19 protein-coding genes are annotated in these 15,731 nt (G+C 49.3%); 10 read left to right on the forward strand and 9 right to left on the reverse strand.

Going from position 1 to position 15,731, the window contains the following annotated elements; translation table 11 throughout:
* Window positions 1–551: 551 nt before the first annotated feature.
* Window positions 552–1,397 (reverse strand): sugar phosphate isomerase/epimerase, encoded by an 846-nt coding sequence (locus tag EJV45_RS16220; protein ID WP_129717304.1) that lies wholly within the window; start codon window positions 1,395–1,397, stop codon window positions 552–554.
* A 472-nt stretch (window positions 1,398–1,869) separates the two neighbouring features.
* Entirely contained in the window at window positions 1,870–2,421 is a 552-nt protein-coding gene (def, locus tag EJV45_RS16225) for a peptide deformylase (RefSeq protein ID WP_129717306.1), read from the reverse strand.
* Window positions 2,422–2,499: 78 nt separating this feature from the next.
* Here def and EJV45_RS16230 point away from each other — a divergent pair, with 78 nt between their 5' ends.
* The gene (locus tag EJV45_RS16230) at window positions 2,500–3,315 is read left to right on the forward strand and encodes a helix-turn-helix domain-containing protein (RefSeq protein ID WP_129717309.1); all 816 of its coding nucleotides are present in this window, start codon (window positions 2,500–2,502) and stop codon (window positions 3,313–3,315) included.
* Here EJV45_RS16230 and EJV45_RS16235 read toward each other — a convergent pair.
* Together EJV45_RS16235 and EJV45_RS19530 are read right to left on the reverse strand one after the other, a co-directional pair.
* Window positions 3,312–3,992: a GNAT family N-acetyltransferase gene (locus tag EJV45_RS16235; protein WP_129717311.1), complete on the reverse strand. Its 681-nt coding sequence runs from the start codon at window positions 3,990–3,992 to the stop codon at window positions 3,312–3,314. The two genes, EJV45_RS16230 and EJV45_RS16235, sit on opposite strands and share 4 nt — an antisense overlap.
* 108 nt (window positions 3,993–4,100) lie before the next feature.
* Window positions 4,101–4,244, reverse strand: a complete 144-nt coding sequence (locus tag EJV45_RS19530) for a hypothetical protein (protein WP_165305084.1) — start codon at window positions 4,242–4,244, stop codon at window positions 4,101–4,103.
* 125 nt (window positions 4,245–4,369) lie between these two features.
* On the opposite strand from EJV45_RS19530, the gene EJV45_RS16240 reads away from it, so the two are divergent.
* The 4 genes from EJV45_RS16240 to EJV45_RS16255 are packed head-to-tail and all read left to right on the forward strand — an operon-like array spanning window position 4,370 to window position 8,359.
* On the forward strand, window positions 4,370–5,683 hold the full coding sequence (locus EJV45_RS16240) for a gluconate:H+ symporter (protein WP_129717313.1): 1,314 nt from the start codon (window positions 4,370–4,372) through the stop codon (window positions 5,681–5,683).
* 11 nt (window positions 5,684–5,694) lie between these two features.
* Complete coding sequence (locus EJV45_RS16245; protein WP_129717315.1) at window positions 5,695–6,168, forward strand: RidA family protein; 474 nt, start codon at window positions 5,695–5,697, stop codon at window positions 6,166–6,168.
* Entirely contained in the window at window positions 6,165–7,283 is a 1,119-nt protein-coding gene (locus tag EJV45_RS16250) for a D-TA family PLP-dependent enzyme (protein ID WP_129717317.1), read from the forward strand. Before EJV45_RS16245 ends, EJV45_RS16250 begins: the two co-directional genes overlap by 4 nt.
* Window positions 7,284–7,288: 5 nt before the next feature.
* Window positions 7,289–8,359: a dipeptidase gene (locus tag EJV45_RS16255; protein ID WP_129717319.1), complete on the forward strand. Its 1,071-nt coding sequence runs from the start codon at window positions 7,289–7,291 to the stop codon at window positions 8,357–8,359.
* A gap of 15 nt (window positions 8,360–8,374) precedes the next feature.
* Here EJV45_RS16255 and EJV45_RS16260 read toward each other — a convergent pair whose 3' ends face one another.
* Window positions 8,375–9,136, reverse strand: a complete 762-nt coding sequence (locus tag EJV45_RS16260) for a DUF72 domain-containing protein (protein ID WP_129717321.1) — start codon at window positions 9,134–9,136, stop codon at window positions 8,375–8,377.
* A gap of 244 nt (window positions 9,137–9,380) precedes the next feature.
* Here EJV45_RS16260 and EJV45_RS16265 point away from each other — a divergent pair, with 244 nt between their 5' ends.
* Window positions 9,381–10,124: a fatty acid desaturase gene (locus tag EJV45_RS16265; RefSeq protein WP_129717323.1), complete on the forward strand. Its 744-nt coding sequence runs from the start codon at window positions 9,381–9,383 to the stop codon at window positions 10,122–10,124.
* On the opposite strand, the gene EJV45_RS16270 is transcribed toward EJV45_RS16265, so the two are convergent.
* Genes EJV45_RS16270 through EJV45_RS16280 form a run of 3 tightly spaced genes read right to left on the reverse strand, consistent with a single transcriptional unit; the run spans window position 10,111 to window position 12,892 of the window.
* Window positions 10,111–10,890 (reverse strand): DNA-formamidopyrimidine glycosylase family protein, encoded by a 780-nt coding sequence (locus EJV45_RS16270; RefSeq protein ID WP_129717325.1) that lies wholly within the window; start codon window positions 10,888–10,890, stop codon window positions 10,111–10,113. The two genes, EJV45_RS16265 and EJV45_RS16270, sit on opposite strands and share 14 nt — an antisense overlap.
* A gap of 46 nt (window positions 10,891–10,936) precedes the next feature.
* Window positions 10,937–12,118 carry an MFS transporter gene (locus tag EJV45_RS16275; RefSeq protein ID WP_129717327.1) on the reverse strand — a complete coding sequence of 394 codons (1,182 nt, stop codon included), beginning with the start codon at window positions 12,116–12,118 and terminating at the stop codon, window positions 10,937–10,939.
* Between the two features lie 21 nt (window positions 12,119–12,139).
* Window positions 12,140–12,892, reverse strand: a complete 753-nt coding sequence (locus tag EJV45_RS16280) for an alpha/beta fold hydrolase (protein WP_129717329.1) — start codon at window positions 12,890–12,892, stop codon at window positions 12,140–12,142.
* Window positions 12,893–13,047: 155 nt separating this feature from the next.
* Between EJV45_RS16280 and EJV45_RS16285 the strand changes: the two genes are divergently transcribed.
* From EJV45_RS16285 to EJV45_RS16300, 4 genes are all read left to right on the forward strand, one after another.
* Window positions 13,048–13,914 carry an NAD(P)H-binding protein gene (locus EJV45_RS16285; protein WP_165305085.1) on the forward strand — a complete coding sequence of 289 codons (867 nt, stop codon included), beginning with the start codon at window positions 13,048–13,050 and terminating at the stop codon, window positions 13,912–13,914.
* 37 nt (window positions 13,915–13,951) lie between these two features.
* Window positions 13,952–14,272, forward strand: coding sequence for a cupin domain-containing protein (locus EJV45_RS16290; RefSeq protein WP_240755309.1), 321 nt, complete (start codon window positions 13,952–13,954; stop codon window positions 14,270–14,272).
* Window positions 14,273–14,523: 251 nt separating this feature from the next.
* Window positions 14,524–14,715: a type II toxin-antitoxin system HigB family toxin gene (locus EJV45_RS16295; protein ID WP_129717335.1), complete on the forward strand. Its 192-nt coding sequence runs from the start codon at window positions 14,524–14,526 to the stop codon at window positions 14,713–14,715.
* Between the two features lie 17 nt (window positions 14,716–14,732).
* Window positions 14,733–15,122: a type II toxin-antitoxin system HigA family antitoxin gene (locus EJV45_RS16300; protein ID WP_129717337.1), complete on the forward strand. Its 390-nt coding sequence runs from the start codon at window positions 14,733–14,735 to the stop codon at window positions 15,120–15,122.
* Window positions 15,123–15,268: 146 nt separating this feature from the next.
* On the opposite strand, the gene EJV45_RS16305 is transcribed toward EJV45_RS16300, so the two are convergent.
* Window positions 15,269–15,652 (reverse strand): nuclear transport factor 2 family protein, encoded by a 384-nt coding sequence (locus EJV45_RS16305; protein WP_129717339.1) that lies wholly within the window; start codon window positions 15,650–15,652, stop codon window positions 15,269–15,271.
* Between the last annotated feature and the right edge of the window lie 79 nt (window positions 15,653–15,731).

Below are 15,731 nucleotides of genomic sequence, written 5' to 3' on the forward strand. Positions count from 1 at the left end.
TGCTCGATCTCTTTTACTACTTTCTGCTTGAAGCTAATACTGTACCGAATCACTTTACGATTACTTTTTGTCATGATAATCCTTGTTTTAAGTTGATTAATGTGTCAACCTATTTCAGGACAAGACACGTCCGTCTCAAGACTCATATCTCATATCTCAAATCACGATAATCCATTACCTTCATTACAGATCGCTATCCCCCACGGGTCATTCAGAGCGTAGCGAAGAATCTGACTTGTGATCCCGAATCAGATCCTTCCGCCGCTCCGCTCTGTCTGGATGACTTCATAAAGAGGCATGAGCCATGAATCCATAAAGTATTAAGTTGTAGGTATTAGGTTGTAAGTCTTGGCGGCTAACCCCTCAATACGCCATAACCTGCTGTGGGGTTTTGCGTCTCAAGACTCAAATCTCACATCTCAAAAAAATGCATCACGTCTAAATACGAACTACGAACACCTTTATACTATTTATGTGTCTCAGGACTCATATCTCAAATCTCGAAAAAATGTGTCACGTCTAAATACAAAATACGAACTACTAAATACGAACTAAAGCGCTGATCTGAAAAATGCCACGCTTGCAGCAACATCCGGGGCATTGTTCTTCCAGTTGTATTCATATTCGGCAGAGATCATTCCTTTAAAACGCTGTTCTTTCAGCTCGGTCAGTACCGCCGGAATATTTGAGACACCGCTTCCCCAATGCACATCGTGGGCGCGGGCACTTTTTTCGTTGAGATCTTTGAAATGCATGTGCAGCACACGTCCGCGTGCTTTCTTCATGCAGGCCACCGGATCCAGTCCGGACCGTACCCAATGGCCGATATCAGCACAGAGTCCAAGGTACCGGCTCTTCGTTCCTATTGACTGCAGGGCGAAATCTACATCCCAGTAAATTGATGGTTTAGGGTGGTTATGTAACGCAACATTGATCTTATACGTGTTGCAAAGCCCCGCGATCATATCCAGATCTGCCACTGGAGGTTCAGATGTGATGGTACGAATGCCCATCGCTTTCGCAAACTCAAACAGCTGTTTCCATTCATCGGCCGACCGCGGCGTGACGACTCCATAACCATACAGAGTGACGCCGCTATCCTTTAGCCTGGCCAGAATCTGCTGGCGTCGCTCTGCCGGCATATGATAGTCCATTCGCCCTTCCAGCCCTCCGCCAATCCGCTGGCCAGGAAAAGCCTCAACATACCGCAGTTTACAACTGTCAATTTTTGCAATGGCCTGAAAAAAATCAAACCGGTTAAATGTATATGCCTGTGATCCGAGCTTCCAGCCCAGACGTTCTTCAGGATAAGCGTTGGCTTGCTGCCCCACTTTTCTGCTCTTGCAGCCATAGCTTAACACCGCAACAAACAACAGGAAGATCAAAGGATTTTTCATGGTTTTGAATGATTTATAGGCTAAATCTACATCAATCAACTGCCTTTTCTTAGAAAATGCAGCCAGGTACCTGTAACATTCTTAACATAAGCGTATATGTATAAAATTTCCGTCCTGCTAACGTAAAAGGCGGTTTTTGATGCTAAAACTTTTTAGGAAAGCGCCAATGAACAATTTATGCAAGTGCCTGAGCAAACTGGCAGATGGTGGCGATCAGGGAAGGTTTCAGGGTTGTGGATAAATATTTAGCAACCGCTTGTCCCTCCGCCCGCTGTTAAGTGCATTTGTGCAGGTCATCTGACACACGTAAGAACAAAAACCGAGTACCTGAAACCAAATTACCCGAGTGGTCGGCCAGGTTTAGCGGGGTACTGTGCAGCGGTCGGTTACACGCGCTCCCAAGCGTCATTAGTTACCCGAGCTTGCCTAACGAATATCTACATCGTGCTGAGTCAGCTGAGTTTAAGACCAATTAGTTTTCCAAAAGCGGGTAAGCGCAGCTTAGTTTTCCTTTTCTGATGCGTTCCAGACGGCTACGGAGCATCTGAACCTGCAGGGGCTTCAGCCGGTCAAGATAAAGCCGCCCTTGCGTGTGATCAAATTCATGCTGAATAATCCGGGCCGCGATGCCTTCAAAATATTCCTCTTCCTGCACAAATTGCTCATTAAGATAACGAAGTCGTACCGCAGCAGCGCGCGGTACTTCAACCTGCAAACCGGGGATACTCAGGCAGCCCTCTTCGTCAAATTCCTGGTGGGCTGAGTGCCAGACAATCTCAGGGTTGATAAAGGCCTTTTTAATCGGCGGCACGCTGTCTGCTCCTGTATCTACAATAAATATGCGAAGGTCTATGTTGACCTGCACAGCAGCAAGTCCGGCGCCGCCAGCATGATCAAGCGTATCCCACATATCTTTTAGCAAGGCAGGAAGTTCCGGCCACTGCGCCGGCACTGGCCTGGATGGTTTTCGTAAAATGGAGTGTCCGTATGGCACGATTGGCAGAATCATGTTTTTGTTTTCCACAAAGATCGGTTAGCCAAACCTGCTGATATTGGATAATTTAGACCTTACAAAGACATTCCGAATGCGTAAATTTGCCCCATGCCACTGAGTCTCTTCAAATATCTTCATCAGGCAGGTCCGGCGGAGATTGCCCGGCTGGCACCGCGTGCAGTGCCGGCGCAGCTTGTCAGCGAAATACTGATCGTTCCTGCGGCGCTCATTCCGGATAGGTCTGTATTTTTTAGTGATGGTTGCCCGACTCTTGTTATCACGGCAAATCCGCACAGCCGCTTGCTGATTGAACGTGCGGGCCAGACGGTCACGCTCCATGGCGGCTGGGTGGGAAGTCCCTATTTCGAAAACCGCTGCCTGGACCTTCAGGAAGCTGGCGATTTTCTTGTCATTTTCCGCTTCAGGCCGGCGCTGTTTTTTGAAATGACTGCGCTCCCTCCGGCAGATCTGCGCAGCCAGGCGGTATTGCCTTTGGAGCGCATCGGATTTTCACATCCCGGGGCGGGACTAACAGCGGAAGAGCATGTGAATAACACAGAGCACTTTCTTGCCCTGAATAGAATTGCAAACGATGCTGAACCGCGTGCGAAAGACGACCTTCTGAATTATCTACAGGATAGTACCGGCAGTTTGAACAGGCTTTCTGAAGTACACGGAAAGAACGCAGCCGCCTACAAAAGACTCGAGCGTGCCTTTAACAGGCATACAGGCATGGCCCCGAAAGAATTTCTGACCCTACAACGCTTTTTACGCACTTATCAATGTCTTACCGCCGAGAAGGCGCCAGCTATGACCGCTGCCGCCGCCATGAACGGTTATTGCGACCAAAGCCACATGATCAGGGATTTTAAAAAATTTACGGGTGCTGCGCCAGCAGCGCTGCTGCGAAAACAGAAGTATTAATTTGCCCACTGTAACTTGTGAAAAGTAATTTCCCGGCGCCGCACAAAACCCATTGACTCATAAATTCCGATTGCCCTCTGGTTGCTGTGCGCAACATGCAGACACGATTGAAGCCTCTGCCTGCTGTGCACACCACAGAGTTTGGAAATGAGTGTGCGGGCGTAACCACGACCGGTAAAGCCGGGGCGGGTCACAATTGCACTTAGCTCGACATAACCAGGCAGCCGCATCCGCTCGCCTGCCAGTGCGATGAGTTTTCCTGAATGGCGGATACCGTAATAACAGCCAAGCAAACCGGTACCGGCGGCAAAATACCCAGGCTGTACCAGGTTTACGAGTTCAAACATTTCGGCAGCATCTTCGGGCCCGAGCAATTCCGGAACCTCCGAATGTACGTTTGCCGGCATGGAACCAAGAAGCATCTGCGTACATGGTAAAGAACTGAGCAGCTGCCAATCTGGGGGAAGCTCCGGCAAATCGCCGATCAGGTACATATGCTCACCGGGCTCAGTAAGTTCCATAAGTGCGGAAATGCATGTGTGCGTGGGTTCCGCAAGCGCTGCGAAAGGCAGGAGCTCGCGCGAATAGCGGACGGCACAACCGTTGCCGACAGCAAAGAGCGCCTGAGGACCATTGAGGGCCGCCCAGGCGGGATTGTCTAATAGGGTCTGATCCATAACCGCAATTTACGGCTTGCCGGCCAGTGATCAGACAAATTGGCAAACGATTTTTACGGTTATTGCTGTGCTCAGCCGGAAGGCAATGTTCTAACCCCGGCCCGCAGCTTATCTGCTTGAGTACAGCGCAATAAGCCTGCTGATCTTTTCGGCAATCTGCTGCCATTTGGGAAAAATACGGAAAGCGGGCGCTGCTACAGCGATCGCTTTGGGCTGCTGTTTATTTAAAGCCGGATGTTGTCTGTGATTCATACCTACAATTTCAGTAAATGCGATGGTCAGAGCGAAAATGTCCCGGCATAAAATTGATTTCTGCCGGCTAACGCCGGCTGCAGGACCTGCTTTGGAATCCGGAGAATAACATTAAATTAGCAGGAATGACATTCCTATTGATCTTCATTTGTCTCGCGATCCTGGTTTTTCTGATCAGTTACTTCAAGGTGCATCCATTTATCGCTTTCCTGGTCGTTTCCATTCTTGCCGCGGCCGTGCTGGGTATGCCCGCTGAAAAAATCACAGGTGCGGTTGAAAAGGGCATTGGAGACATGCTCTCGTCGCTGCTTATACTGATTACCTTCGGCGCGATGTTCGGTAAACTCGTTGCCGACAGTGGTGCTGCGCAAAAGATTGCCGGTGTGCTGATGGGCTTAACAGGTCCGAAGAATATCCACTGGGCAATGATGGTTGTCGGCTTTATTATAGGTATCCCTCTGTTTTATGGTGTCGGCTTTGTACTGATGGTTCCGCTTATTTTTTCGGTTGTCTATAAATACCGGCTACCTGCCGTTGGCGTAGGCATCCCCATGCTGGCCGCGCTCTCGGTTACACATGGTTTTTTACCCCCTCACCCATCGCCATCTGCCCTGGTTGTTCAGTTTGGAGCCGACATGGGTCTGACGTTGCTGTATGGCTTTGCTATTGCAATTCCTACGATCGTTATTGCCGGACCCTTGTTTTCCCGAAGCCTGCTAAGAATACCATCGTTGCCGCTTGCCACCTTTGTTGCCGAAGACCTGCCTGATGAACAGCTGCCGGGTACCTTTAACAGCTTTTTCTCGGCGCTGCTGCCCGTATTTCTGCTGATCGCAACGACGGTCTATCCAATGGTCTTCCCTGCGGGCGAAACGAGCCTGCGCATTCTTGCTTTTATCAGCGCCCCCTCGGTGGTGATGATGATCTCGCTGTTTTATGCTTTTTTTTCGCTTGGTATCCGTCGCGGTCATACCCTGCCCATAGTGATCGAAAAAAGTATAGCCGCTGTAAAAGACGTTATGCCGGTCATTCTGATCATCGCCGGCTCAGGTGCCCTGAAACAGGTCTTTACTGAATCTGGCGTGAATGCGGAAATTGGAGCGGCATTGCAGGGCTTACATATGGAGCCGCTGGTACTTGGCTGGCTGATTGCCGCCATTATCCGCATTTGTGTAGGTTCGGCAACAGTAGCCGGCCTGACCGCAGCGGGGATCATCCTGCCGCTCATTCAGGCCGGGCAGGCGAACCCGAACTTAATGGTTCTTTCAATCGGGGCGGGAAGTCTTGCCTGTTCGCACGTAAATGATTCTGGCTTCTGGCTATTCAAAGAATATTTTAACCTCAGCATGCGCGACACATTTATGTCCTGGTCAGTGATGGAATCGATCGTAGCTGTAGCCGGCCTCGGCGGTGTGCTCCTGCTAAATGTCTTTATTTAAAACTTCAATATATGAACACATTAAGTCCTGATCAGCGTTTTGAAAATATGGGCTATTCGCTTCCGCCCGCTCCTACCCCTCTGGGCGTTTATAAACCATTCCTTGTCGACGGCAAGTACCTGTATGTATCCGGTCACGGTCCGGTCAGGGATGATAAAAGCCTGATCATCGGCCGCATCGGCGAAGGCCTGAGTGCCGAAGAAGGCAAGGAGGCGGCGCGTCAGGTCGGTTTGACCATTCTATCTACCATTCGCAGCAACTTCGGAACGCTTGATAAAATCAAACGTGTAATCAAAGTGCTTGGCATGGTGAACTGTACCGCCGATTTTGAAAAGCATCCCTATATTATAAATGGCTGCAGCGAGCTTTTTGCCGAAGTCTGGGGCGAGGAAAACGGGATTGGCGTACGCAGCGCAGTAGGCATGGGCTCCTTGCCAGACAATATTCCAGTGGAAGTCGAAGCCTTGTTTGAGCTAGTGCCATGAGCCTGAAGATTCCCCGGGCGCTCACAATCGATGAGGCGGAAGCGCTGGAGACACCCTGCCTGGTCGTTTTCCCGGAGCTTGTGCAGGCCAATATCGATCTGCTTATTCAAATGGCAGGCGGAACACACCGCCTGATGCCACATGTCAAGACCTGCAAATCTGCTCATGCAGTCAGGCTTATGCTTAAGGCAGGGTTGAATCGCTTCAAGTGTGCCACGATTGCCGAAGCAGAGATGCTTGGTATGGAAGGTGCGGCCGAAGTCCTGCTTGCTTACCAACCTGTCGGCGCGAACATTTTTCGCCTGGCAGAGCTCATCGGCAGTTATCCCAATACCCGCTTCGCATGCCTGGTCGACCATCCGGCGGTAGCCGATCGTCTTAACAGCACAGCCGCAGCGCATGGATTGGTTTTCGATCTGTATATCGACCTTGATGTGGGTATGCATAGAACCGGCATCGCTGTTCAGGAAGCAGGCGGTCTGGCGTCGGTTATTCTGGGCCGTGACAAGCTTCGGTTACGCGGGCTGCATGCTTATGATGGGCACATTCATCAGCTTGAGCTTGATATAAGGCGCAGCCTTTGGGAAGAAGCTTTTCGGCCTGTTTTTAGCCTGGCTGATGAGTTGGAAGAGAAGACCGGCACAGCGCTGGAACTCGTTGCCGGCGGCACGCCTACATTTTTGCTGCATCTGGAGAGCAACCGTGTAACCTGCAGTCCGGGCACGTTTATCTATTGGGATGCCGGTTACCAGGAACAATACCCTGAACAGGCTTTCCAGCCCGCAGCCTGGCTGTTGGGGCGCGTGATTTCTGTTCCCGGCCCCGGCCGGTTATGCCTTGATCCTGGCCATAAGGCCGTCGCGTCTGAGATGCCTTTAGCACAGCGGCTGCGATTTCCTTTCGATCCCTCCTTTTCCATCACAGGTCATAGTGAGGAGCATTTGATTATCGGCTCGGCGCTGGCCGGATCTTATAAGCCGGGTGATCTGATTTATGCCCTGCCCTGGCACATTTGTCCTACCGTCGCGCTTCATGAAGAAGCTGTAACCATCGTAGCAGGAAAAAAAACGGGTACATGGCCGGCTACAGCCAGAAAACGGAAAATAAATATCTGAGAATTATGTTCACGATTGATGCACATCTGGACCTGGCTATGAACGCTATGGAATGGAACCGCGACCTTTCCGTTCCGGTTTCCGAAATCAATGACCGGGAAACAGGACTTACTGATAAACCTGATCGTGGTAACGCCGTGGTTGCATTTCCGGAATTAAGAAAGGGTAATATCGGCCTGGTCGTAGCGACGCAGATTGCCCGTTATGTGGCGCCCGGCAACCCGCTGCCGGGATGGCATTCGCCTGAACAGGCCTGGGCACAGACCCAGGGGCAGCTTGCCTGGTACCGTGCCATGGAAGCAAAAGGCGAGATGGTTCAAATCACTGATTTACAAACGCTCCGGAGCCATGTAAAACTCTGGAATGAAAACACAAACCATACCGAATTACCTATTGGTTATATACTCAGTCTTGAGGGAGCAGATTCTATCGTTACACCCGACTACCTTCATATCGCGCATGCGGCGGGTTTGCGGGCGCTTGGTCCGGCACACTATGGCCCGGGCCGGTATGCACAGGGTACCGATGCCAGCGGGCAGTTGGGCGATGCCGGACGCAGATTACTATCGGAAATGGAATCACTCAACATCATTCTTGATGCCACGCACCTCTGCGATGATTCGTTCTGGGAAGCGCTTGAGCACTTCGCTGGTCCGGTTTGGGCAAGCCATAACAACTGCCGGAGCCTGGTTAATCACAATCGTCAGTTTAGTGATGAACAAATCCTGGCACTGGCAGATCGCGGAGCTGTAATCGGCATGGCCCTCGATGCCTGGATGATCGTTCCCGGCTGGCAACGCGGTGTTTCTAGCCCGGCAGACATGAATTGCAATCTGGAAGCGGCAATTGATCACCTTGATCATATTTGTCAGCTAACAGGAAGTGCGCAGCATGTTGGCATCGGTTCTGACCTTGACGGAGCATTTGGCCGGGAGCAATGTCCTTATGATCTGGAAACCATCGCTGATCTTCAGAAGATACCGCAATTGCTCAGCAACAGGGGTTTTTCCGCTGAAGATATAACCGGGGTCATGCACGGGAACTGGCTGCGCTTTCTTGAGCATGCATGGCGCTGAAAAATTGCCGCTTGCCTATACGTTCAAGACGGCTTTTCTTAACGTTTGAAGGTTACTGATGGCGCTACCCATTGTGTTGTTGAAGTAGGTGTATACGGTGCGTCCCTCGTCGAGCCATTCCTGTATGTAACTTGCATATTCGTACAAAACATCGTCTTCATACGTGCCGCGGTAATTCCCTTCAGGGCCGTGAAAACGCAGGTAAACCGCATTTCCGGGCTGGAGACTGCCAAGCATGATGCCCTGGCTAAGTTTGTCGTGCAGCACAAGGCCCATGTCATACCGCGCAAGCAGGTCGTATGTAGCAGGTTTGTACCAGTCGTCATGCCTGAATTCGATTGAGGTGTGCCAGTCCTTTGCCGGATCATGTTCGCGGATCAGCCGGAACAGATATTCCAGCCGGTGCATCCAGGCCGGGCGGAAACTCCCGGGAAACTGTACCAGCATGCAGCCTTTTTTCAGGCCCACAGCATCGATATTTTGCAGAAAGCTATGAATCTCGGCTTCATCAAATTCCAGGCCTTTATTATGCGTAAGCCCTTTAAAAAGTTTAAACGTAAACCTGAAACCATCAGGTACTTCGCTTGCCCATTTCTGCAGTGTTTGTGCACGTGGCATCTTGTAAAAAGAGCTGTTTACCTCGAGACTGTTAAACAGGTGCCCATAATAGGTTAGCCGGCTTTTTTCCTGGAAAGCTGGGGGATAAAAACTTTTATTCGGAACCGGCAGCAGCAGGCCGCTTGTGCCGGTAAAATATCGCTGGCTGTTTTCAGTCATACTTTTTTGAAGCTCAGGATCAGAAACGGAGTGAATTTTCTACTGCCGCGCCTTTTACCTCTACGCGTTCATAGGAACAGGACTACATCCATTTTGTTTATGGCACTGACTTAGGCAGTGGTGGCCAGCCTCCAGTTATTTATTGCTGAGAATTGAAATCTAAACCGTACCTTCCCTTCGTTTATATAGCGAAGGCAGGTTTGATCTCACAGCGTTGCGTAGCTCTTAACCCCCTGCTTTACTTATGGCTATACTGATCTTTTTCGTCCTTCACTGGTACATTTCGCTGTTTTTTCAATCATTTTTTATGCACCGGTATGCGGCCCACGGTCACTTTACCATGAGCCGGGGCTGGGAGCGTTTTTTTTACATCTGCAGTTTCCTGAGCCAGGGCTCTTCATACATCAGCCCGACTACATACGGCCTGATGCACAGGATTCACCATGCACATACCGACAAGGCCCTGGATCCGCATTCACCGCATAATGAGCCGAACATTTTTCTGCTGCTATGGGATACCAGGAACTATTATTTCAATCTTTGGATCGGAAAAATGCAGGCAGATGAGAAATACCATAAAGACCTGCCGAGATGGGAAACATTTGACCGCTTTACGCATAATTACAAGATGCGGCTGCTTTGGGTAGCCATATATTTCGCATTTTATTTCTTTTTTGCCACTTCATGGTGGCTGTGGCTTCTGTTCCCGCTTACGATTATTATGGGTTCACTTCACGGAATCGCGGTGAACTGGTGGGCACACAAGTTCGGGTACGAAAATTTCAGCCTGAACAATACCTCCAAGAATATTCTTCCTGTAGATTTACTTTTTGTGGGCGAGGCTTATCACAATAACCACCATAAGCACCCCGGCCGGCCAAACAATGCGGTACGCTGGTTCGAATGGGACCTGACTTATAATATTACGAAGCTACTGGACAGAGCAGGGATTGTACGGATAAAACCCGCGGTGGTTACTTTCCGGTAAACAGTTTCTGTTCTTCAGTATAATAGGTTGTGCGCCCACCGCGTTTATCGGTCAGAATCGCTGCACCTGTAGGGCTTTTGGATTTTTTACTGTGATGAATGTTCATAAAGTCCCTCAACTCGCCGCTAAGCTGTTCAGGATTTGCCTTTTTGATCTCTTGTATAGCCTCTTTTAGTACCTGTTGCATGACTTTAAAGAGTAGCTTCGCTTTCTTTTCGGGAATGGCTTTTGCCGCCGAAAATGGTGAGATCCGTGCTTCCCAAAGTATTTCATCAGCATAAGCGTTTCCGATACCACGTATGGATTTCTGGTCGAGCAGCACACTCTTGACCTCTCCTTTCTTTTTGGCAAGCAATTCAAGGAATGCCGTTTCAGAAATAGCGAAGGCATCGGGTGTATCAGGAATTTCCGGATTTAATGTTGGGGTGGCGGCCTTCTGGAAATCCGTCAGCGCGAAACCGGTATCCCCTTTGAAGTAAAATTCTATGATCGGGAACCGGTACGCCCGGTCCGCATCATGTAACTTCAATTCTCCATGAAGCATCAGATGTAGACCAAGCTTACGCTCGTTTCCGAAGTCAAGCAACAGACTTTTTCCGTTCCGGCTTACTGACGCAAGTTTGTGTCCTTCCAGTGTGCTTTTCAGTTCAGCTACGGGTACGTTAAGCTTTTTATCAATCGGAACTTTAAGTTCTTCCAACGTTTTTCCTTTGAACCGCTTCTCAAGGTTTGCGGCAAAGACTTCGAGGTCTGGTAATTCTGGCATGTGTCTAATGTAAGAAAAAGAAGCATTAATTGTTTGCCGTTTAACTTCAGGATTTGGCAGCCTTGCGAACAAAAAATGCCAATCCGGCAAGAAAAATAGCTATTCCGGTAAACCCAAGGGCAATGGGTAACGAAAACTCATATGCGACGAAACCGAGCAGGGCCGGACCGGCCAGCTGTCCGGTGTAGCCAATTGTGGTAACGGCGGGGAGCGCTATTGCGGGCGGCACCCCGGGAATCTTGCCGGCCGCAGAAAAGAAAACGGGAACAGTATTCGCCGCACCAAGTCCGATCAGGACAAAACCCAGTAAGCCCGCTGCAGCCCATGGTAAAAGTACGGCAACCATAAATCCGGAGGCAGCAACCATGGTGCCCCATAATACGATTTTACGCGGACTGAACTTCTCAACCAGGCCATCGCCAAGCAGTCGCATCAATGCCATGGCGATTGAAAAAGCAGCATAGCCCGAGCCGGCAAGCGAGGCATCCATGCGGCGATGGTCGCGCAGAAATAATGCGCTCCAGTCAAGCATGGCTCCTTCTGCGAGAAAGAGCACAAAACACATTAGCCCTATAAACAGTACAGAGGGCTTTGCCCACAACATTTTCCCGTGCGTATTTTTACCTGGCGTTGCCGGAGGTTCAGATGCCGACCGTTCTGCCCGGGGCAACAAAAGCCAACGGTACTGAAATAGCAGGATAAGTACGAGCACGCCCGAGATACACCAGGCCGCCAGCCCGGCGGAAAGTCCTGTTTTGATCAGAAAGCCTAGACCAAGTGATCCAAATAAACCGCCAATGCTGAACAGGCCGTGAAAGGATGAAAGGATATGCTTACCATACAGGTTTTGAACAACGACTGCATGTGCGTTCATTGAAACATCAATCGCGCCAACGCCGGCACCGAAAAAAAAGAGCACGGTTCCCAGCAGCAGGGGTGTGCCGGCAAGCATAAGCAACGGAAGCGCCGCTGCCATAAGCAGACCGGAAGCCAACATAACGACCCGGCTTCCAAACCGGTGAACAAAAAACCCGGCAACAGGCATCATGACGATGGCGCCGGCCCCAAGCATCAATAGGATCACACCCAGGCCGGCTTCATTGAGATGCAGGCGTTCTTTGGCTAAGGGCACCATGGGGGCCCAGCTTGCCATGCCAAGGCCACACACCAGAAAAATAAACCGGGTCGCTGTGCGCGCACGCCCTACCTTTTTTTTGTCTGTTGTCATCGATAGAGTGGTATAAGGCAATTATGAGGGATCCGGCTCTAGTTCTTTGCTGATAAATTCTGCGAGTTTGCCCGGAGCAGTCATCTGCGGATTATGATCAGCACTCATCTCGATTACTTTCCATCCGCGCGATTTTGCCCGTTGTGATGAAGGGTAAAAAGAATCAGCCGAAGCGGTCCGGCCCGGATCTACTGTCAGAATGTAGGTTGCGGGAAGTTTGAGTGCTGCCGGGTTTCGGCGCCTTACGGGCTGCAAGAATGTTTTTGACGATTGTGGCACATCTTTCGGGGGCGGCTGGTTTTCCTTCACCCAGACCGGCACCATAAATTCCTGGCTTTTTACCTGCCCGGGAACCTTGCCCCCATGCACGGTCAACGCATTATCACCATCATTTGGCGCAAAAGCATCAAGATAAACGAGTTTGGCTATCCGGTCCGGAATACTGTCTGCCACTCCAGTTATGACCATGCCGCCATAACTGTGTCCAACCAAAATAACATGATGCAAATCCTCATAAAGGATGAGATTTACTACGTCTTTGATATGCGTATCAAGATCAATATCCTTTGATGAAAGATGAACACGCTCGCCCTGACCCGTCAGGTTTGCACGGTATACGTTTATCCCCTGCTGCCGCAATATGGAGTCGGTTTTCCTGAACGACCAGCTGCCGCCCCATGCGCCATGTACGATGACCAGGCTGGGCTTTTGCCGGGCGCTGCTGTCTGGCAGTAAACCAAAGATGAAAAAACTGAAGATTAGGATTGCTTTCATACCAGCAATTTATGATTTTGTCTGCTAGCATTTCATTAATCATGGCGATTGTTAATTAATCCATAAAAACTTTCGGCAGCAATTGCTTGTTTTTTGTCTGTCATCCCATTCGCCGCGGCAGTACCGGCATGACCATACATTCAAATACAGCTATCATGAACATTATTATCGGAGCATCGGGCCAGGTTGGTTCGATGGTTGTCAAAAATCTTCTGCAAAACGGTCAGCCTGTGCGGGCAATAGTCAGATCGGCGGCAAAGGAACAAGTCTTACTCGATCAGGGGGCAGAAACTTTCGTCGCCGATGCACATGACCGGGAAAATCTTATCCAGGCGTTTCAGGGGGGCCGGGCACTCTTTATTATCACTCCCGAAGACGGTGCAAGCGAGGATGTACTTGCCGATGCAAAGGCACTTCTCGACAATTACAGGTTCGCTATTCGCAGGTCGTCAATCCATAAAATAGTCGCCATATCGTCGATGGGTGCGCAATACAATGAGGGCACCGGTAACCTTCTCATATCTAACATACTTGAACAAACGTTTACCGACAGTGAAGTGGAGCAGATTTTTATCAGGCCTGCCTATTATTTCAGCAATTGGCTGTTTAATTTCCAGGGGGCTAAAGAAAGCGGGATTCTTCCGACCTTTTTCCCTCCCGATCTGCAAATTCCCATGGTTGCACCGGCTGATGTAGCAGCACTTGCCGCAAAACTGATGCCCGGCGGTCCCGGTGGCAATAAAATCTATGAGCTCGAAGGGCCCAGAACATACAGCGCCAATGATGTGGCACAAGCTCTTTCGAAACACTCCGGTAAAGAAATAATAGCGGAAGAACTTCCGCGTGAGGAGTGGGGAAAAGTCATATCGGCAATGGGCTTTACTCCCGACGCAACAAAGAATTTTATTGAAATGACAGCTTTCGTAAGAACAGGAAGAAGCGGCGCTCAAAAAGAGGGAACTATCTGGCTGCAGTCTGAAACGACTCTTGAAACTTTTTTAGAGCAGACAATTCAATCCTGAGCTTCTGATGTTTCCCCACCACCTGACTGCCATAAGTTTGCACCACATAATTGGCGACCTAGCCGGCGACTATGAAAATCGCATCCTCTCAACCATTAATGACCATGTGCTGCGTATATCGCTGATGACGAAAGACTATTTCTGGCACCTGCATCCAAACTCTGACGAAACATTCATGGTGCTGGAAGGAAAACTCTGGATAGATCTTGAAAACGAAAGCGCCGAACTTTGTCCCGGAGACATTTTCACCGTGCCTGCAGGCGTTCTGCACCGGACCCGGCCGGGAGGCAAGCGCTCCGTGAATCTCACTTTTGAACGGGCCGACATCATTACCGTAAACCGGGAACCAGGCGGTTGATAAAAAATGAAAAAAAGTTGGCAAATCAACAACAGTTGTGTATACTTGTTAACCTTTAGGAGTGAGTGTATTATTTTATAATTTAATTTTTAATTAATATACAAATTTAGTAATTATGAAAATGTAATTTGATTAAATTTTCATAGATTATGGTAATCATTTATTTAAAGAAGTTACAGCTTTTTGCGCACAAACATGCTGACTCGGCCAAAAGCCTGTCGGTATGGAAAACGGTAACAGAAAGATCTTGAATGGAAACAGAGCAAAGACGTTCTGGAAAGTTTCCTACGGCAAGCATTATAAAGGGCAAGCGGGCAAGGTTCAAGATTTCAGGGAATCAATATCGCCTTGTCGTAGAGCTGAACTTCGACGATGGGATTGCAGAGATAAGATTTATTGGCACCCATAACGACTATGATAAAATTGATGCCGAAACAATTTAAATTTAAGCACAGAAAAAATGGCTACAAGTTCACAATGGTACCTGATCAAATCTGAACAGGATTACGAACTGGCTACTGCCAGATACGAGCAAATCAAACGTGCGGTAAAAGGCACCGAAGAGCATAAAGAGATGCTTCTTCTTGTGCATCTCATCTCCGAATACGAAAAGGCGCAATGGGATCTGCCCGAAGTTGATCCCATTGAGCTTATCAAAATCCGCATGGAAGATTTTGGTTATAAATCTGCTGACCTCGCAAAAGAATACGGGGATAAAGGGACCGTAAGCAAAGTGTTAAATTACAAACAGGCCTTATCCCTCACAATGATCCGGAAATTCAGCAAACTGCTCAGAATACCCGCTGAAGCACTTATAAAGGAGTATGAGTTGAAGAGCCATCCTGCATAACCTCTATTCCTCACAATTGACCGTGTGTAACGGCTGTCACCATCCAGGAAATCTAGCTCCCCTGCTCGGCGCCGTTAAGAGTTAGATTCGCAGGCAAACTACCGTACAAATTGAAAAACCGGCACCGCAATACGCATAGCGCTGCTTCAGCTAAAATCATCGATTGTTAAAATCTTAGTCTCGCTGAACGTGAACACGGAACGTCCTTGTAGCTTGAGCACCTGACCTTTTGTTAATCCGTTAGGCAGGTCTTCTGCAACAACAGCACAGTAGTCAATGTCAATCTCTGTATACTCATTTTCATGACGCATGGCGGTAATCGTTTGTGATCGTTCTGAAAAAAAGGCTGCAGCCGCACGGGCCTGAGTCCGGAACTGATCTATTCCTTCCAACCGGAGAGTTACCTGACCCGCCGACACGTTTATGAAGACAACTTCAGCATCCAGTACGGCGAGCATACCTGTTACATCAAAAGTGTTATACGCCTGAATATAAAGTTCTATGAGCGTTTTGCGTTCCGTATCATTCATACCGCTAATTTAAGAACCGGCCCGGATACGTCAAATGCATCAGGGCCAGGCTTTCTTAAAAGTACAGATTGAAAATGCG

It is taken from the genome of Pedobacter sp. SYP-B3415 (genome assembly GCF_004138205.1).
Classification (GTDB): Bacteria; Bacteroidota; Bacteroidia; order Sphingobacteriales; family Sphingobacteriaceae; genus Pedobacter.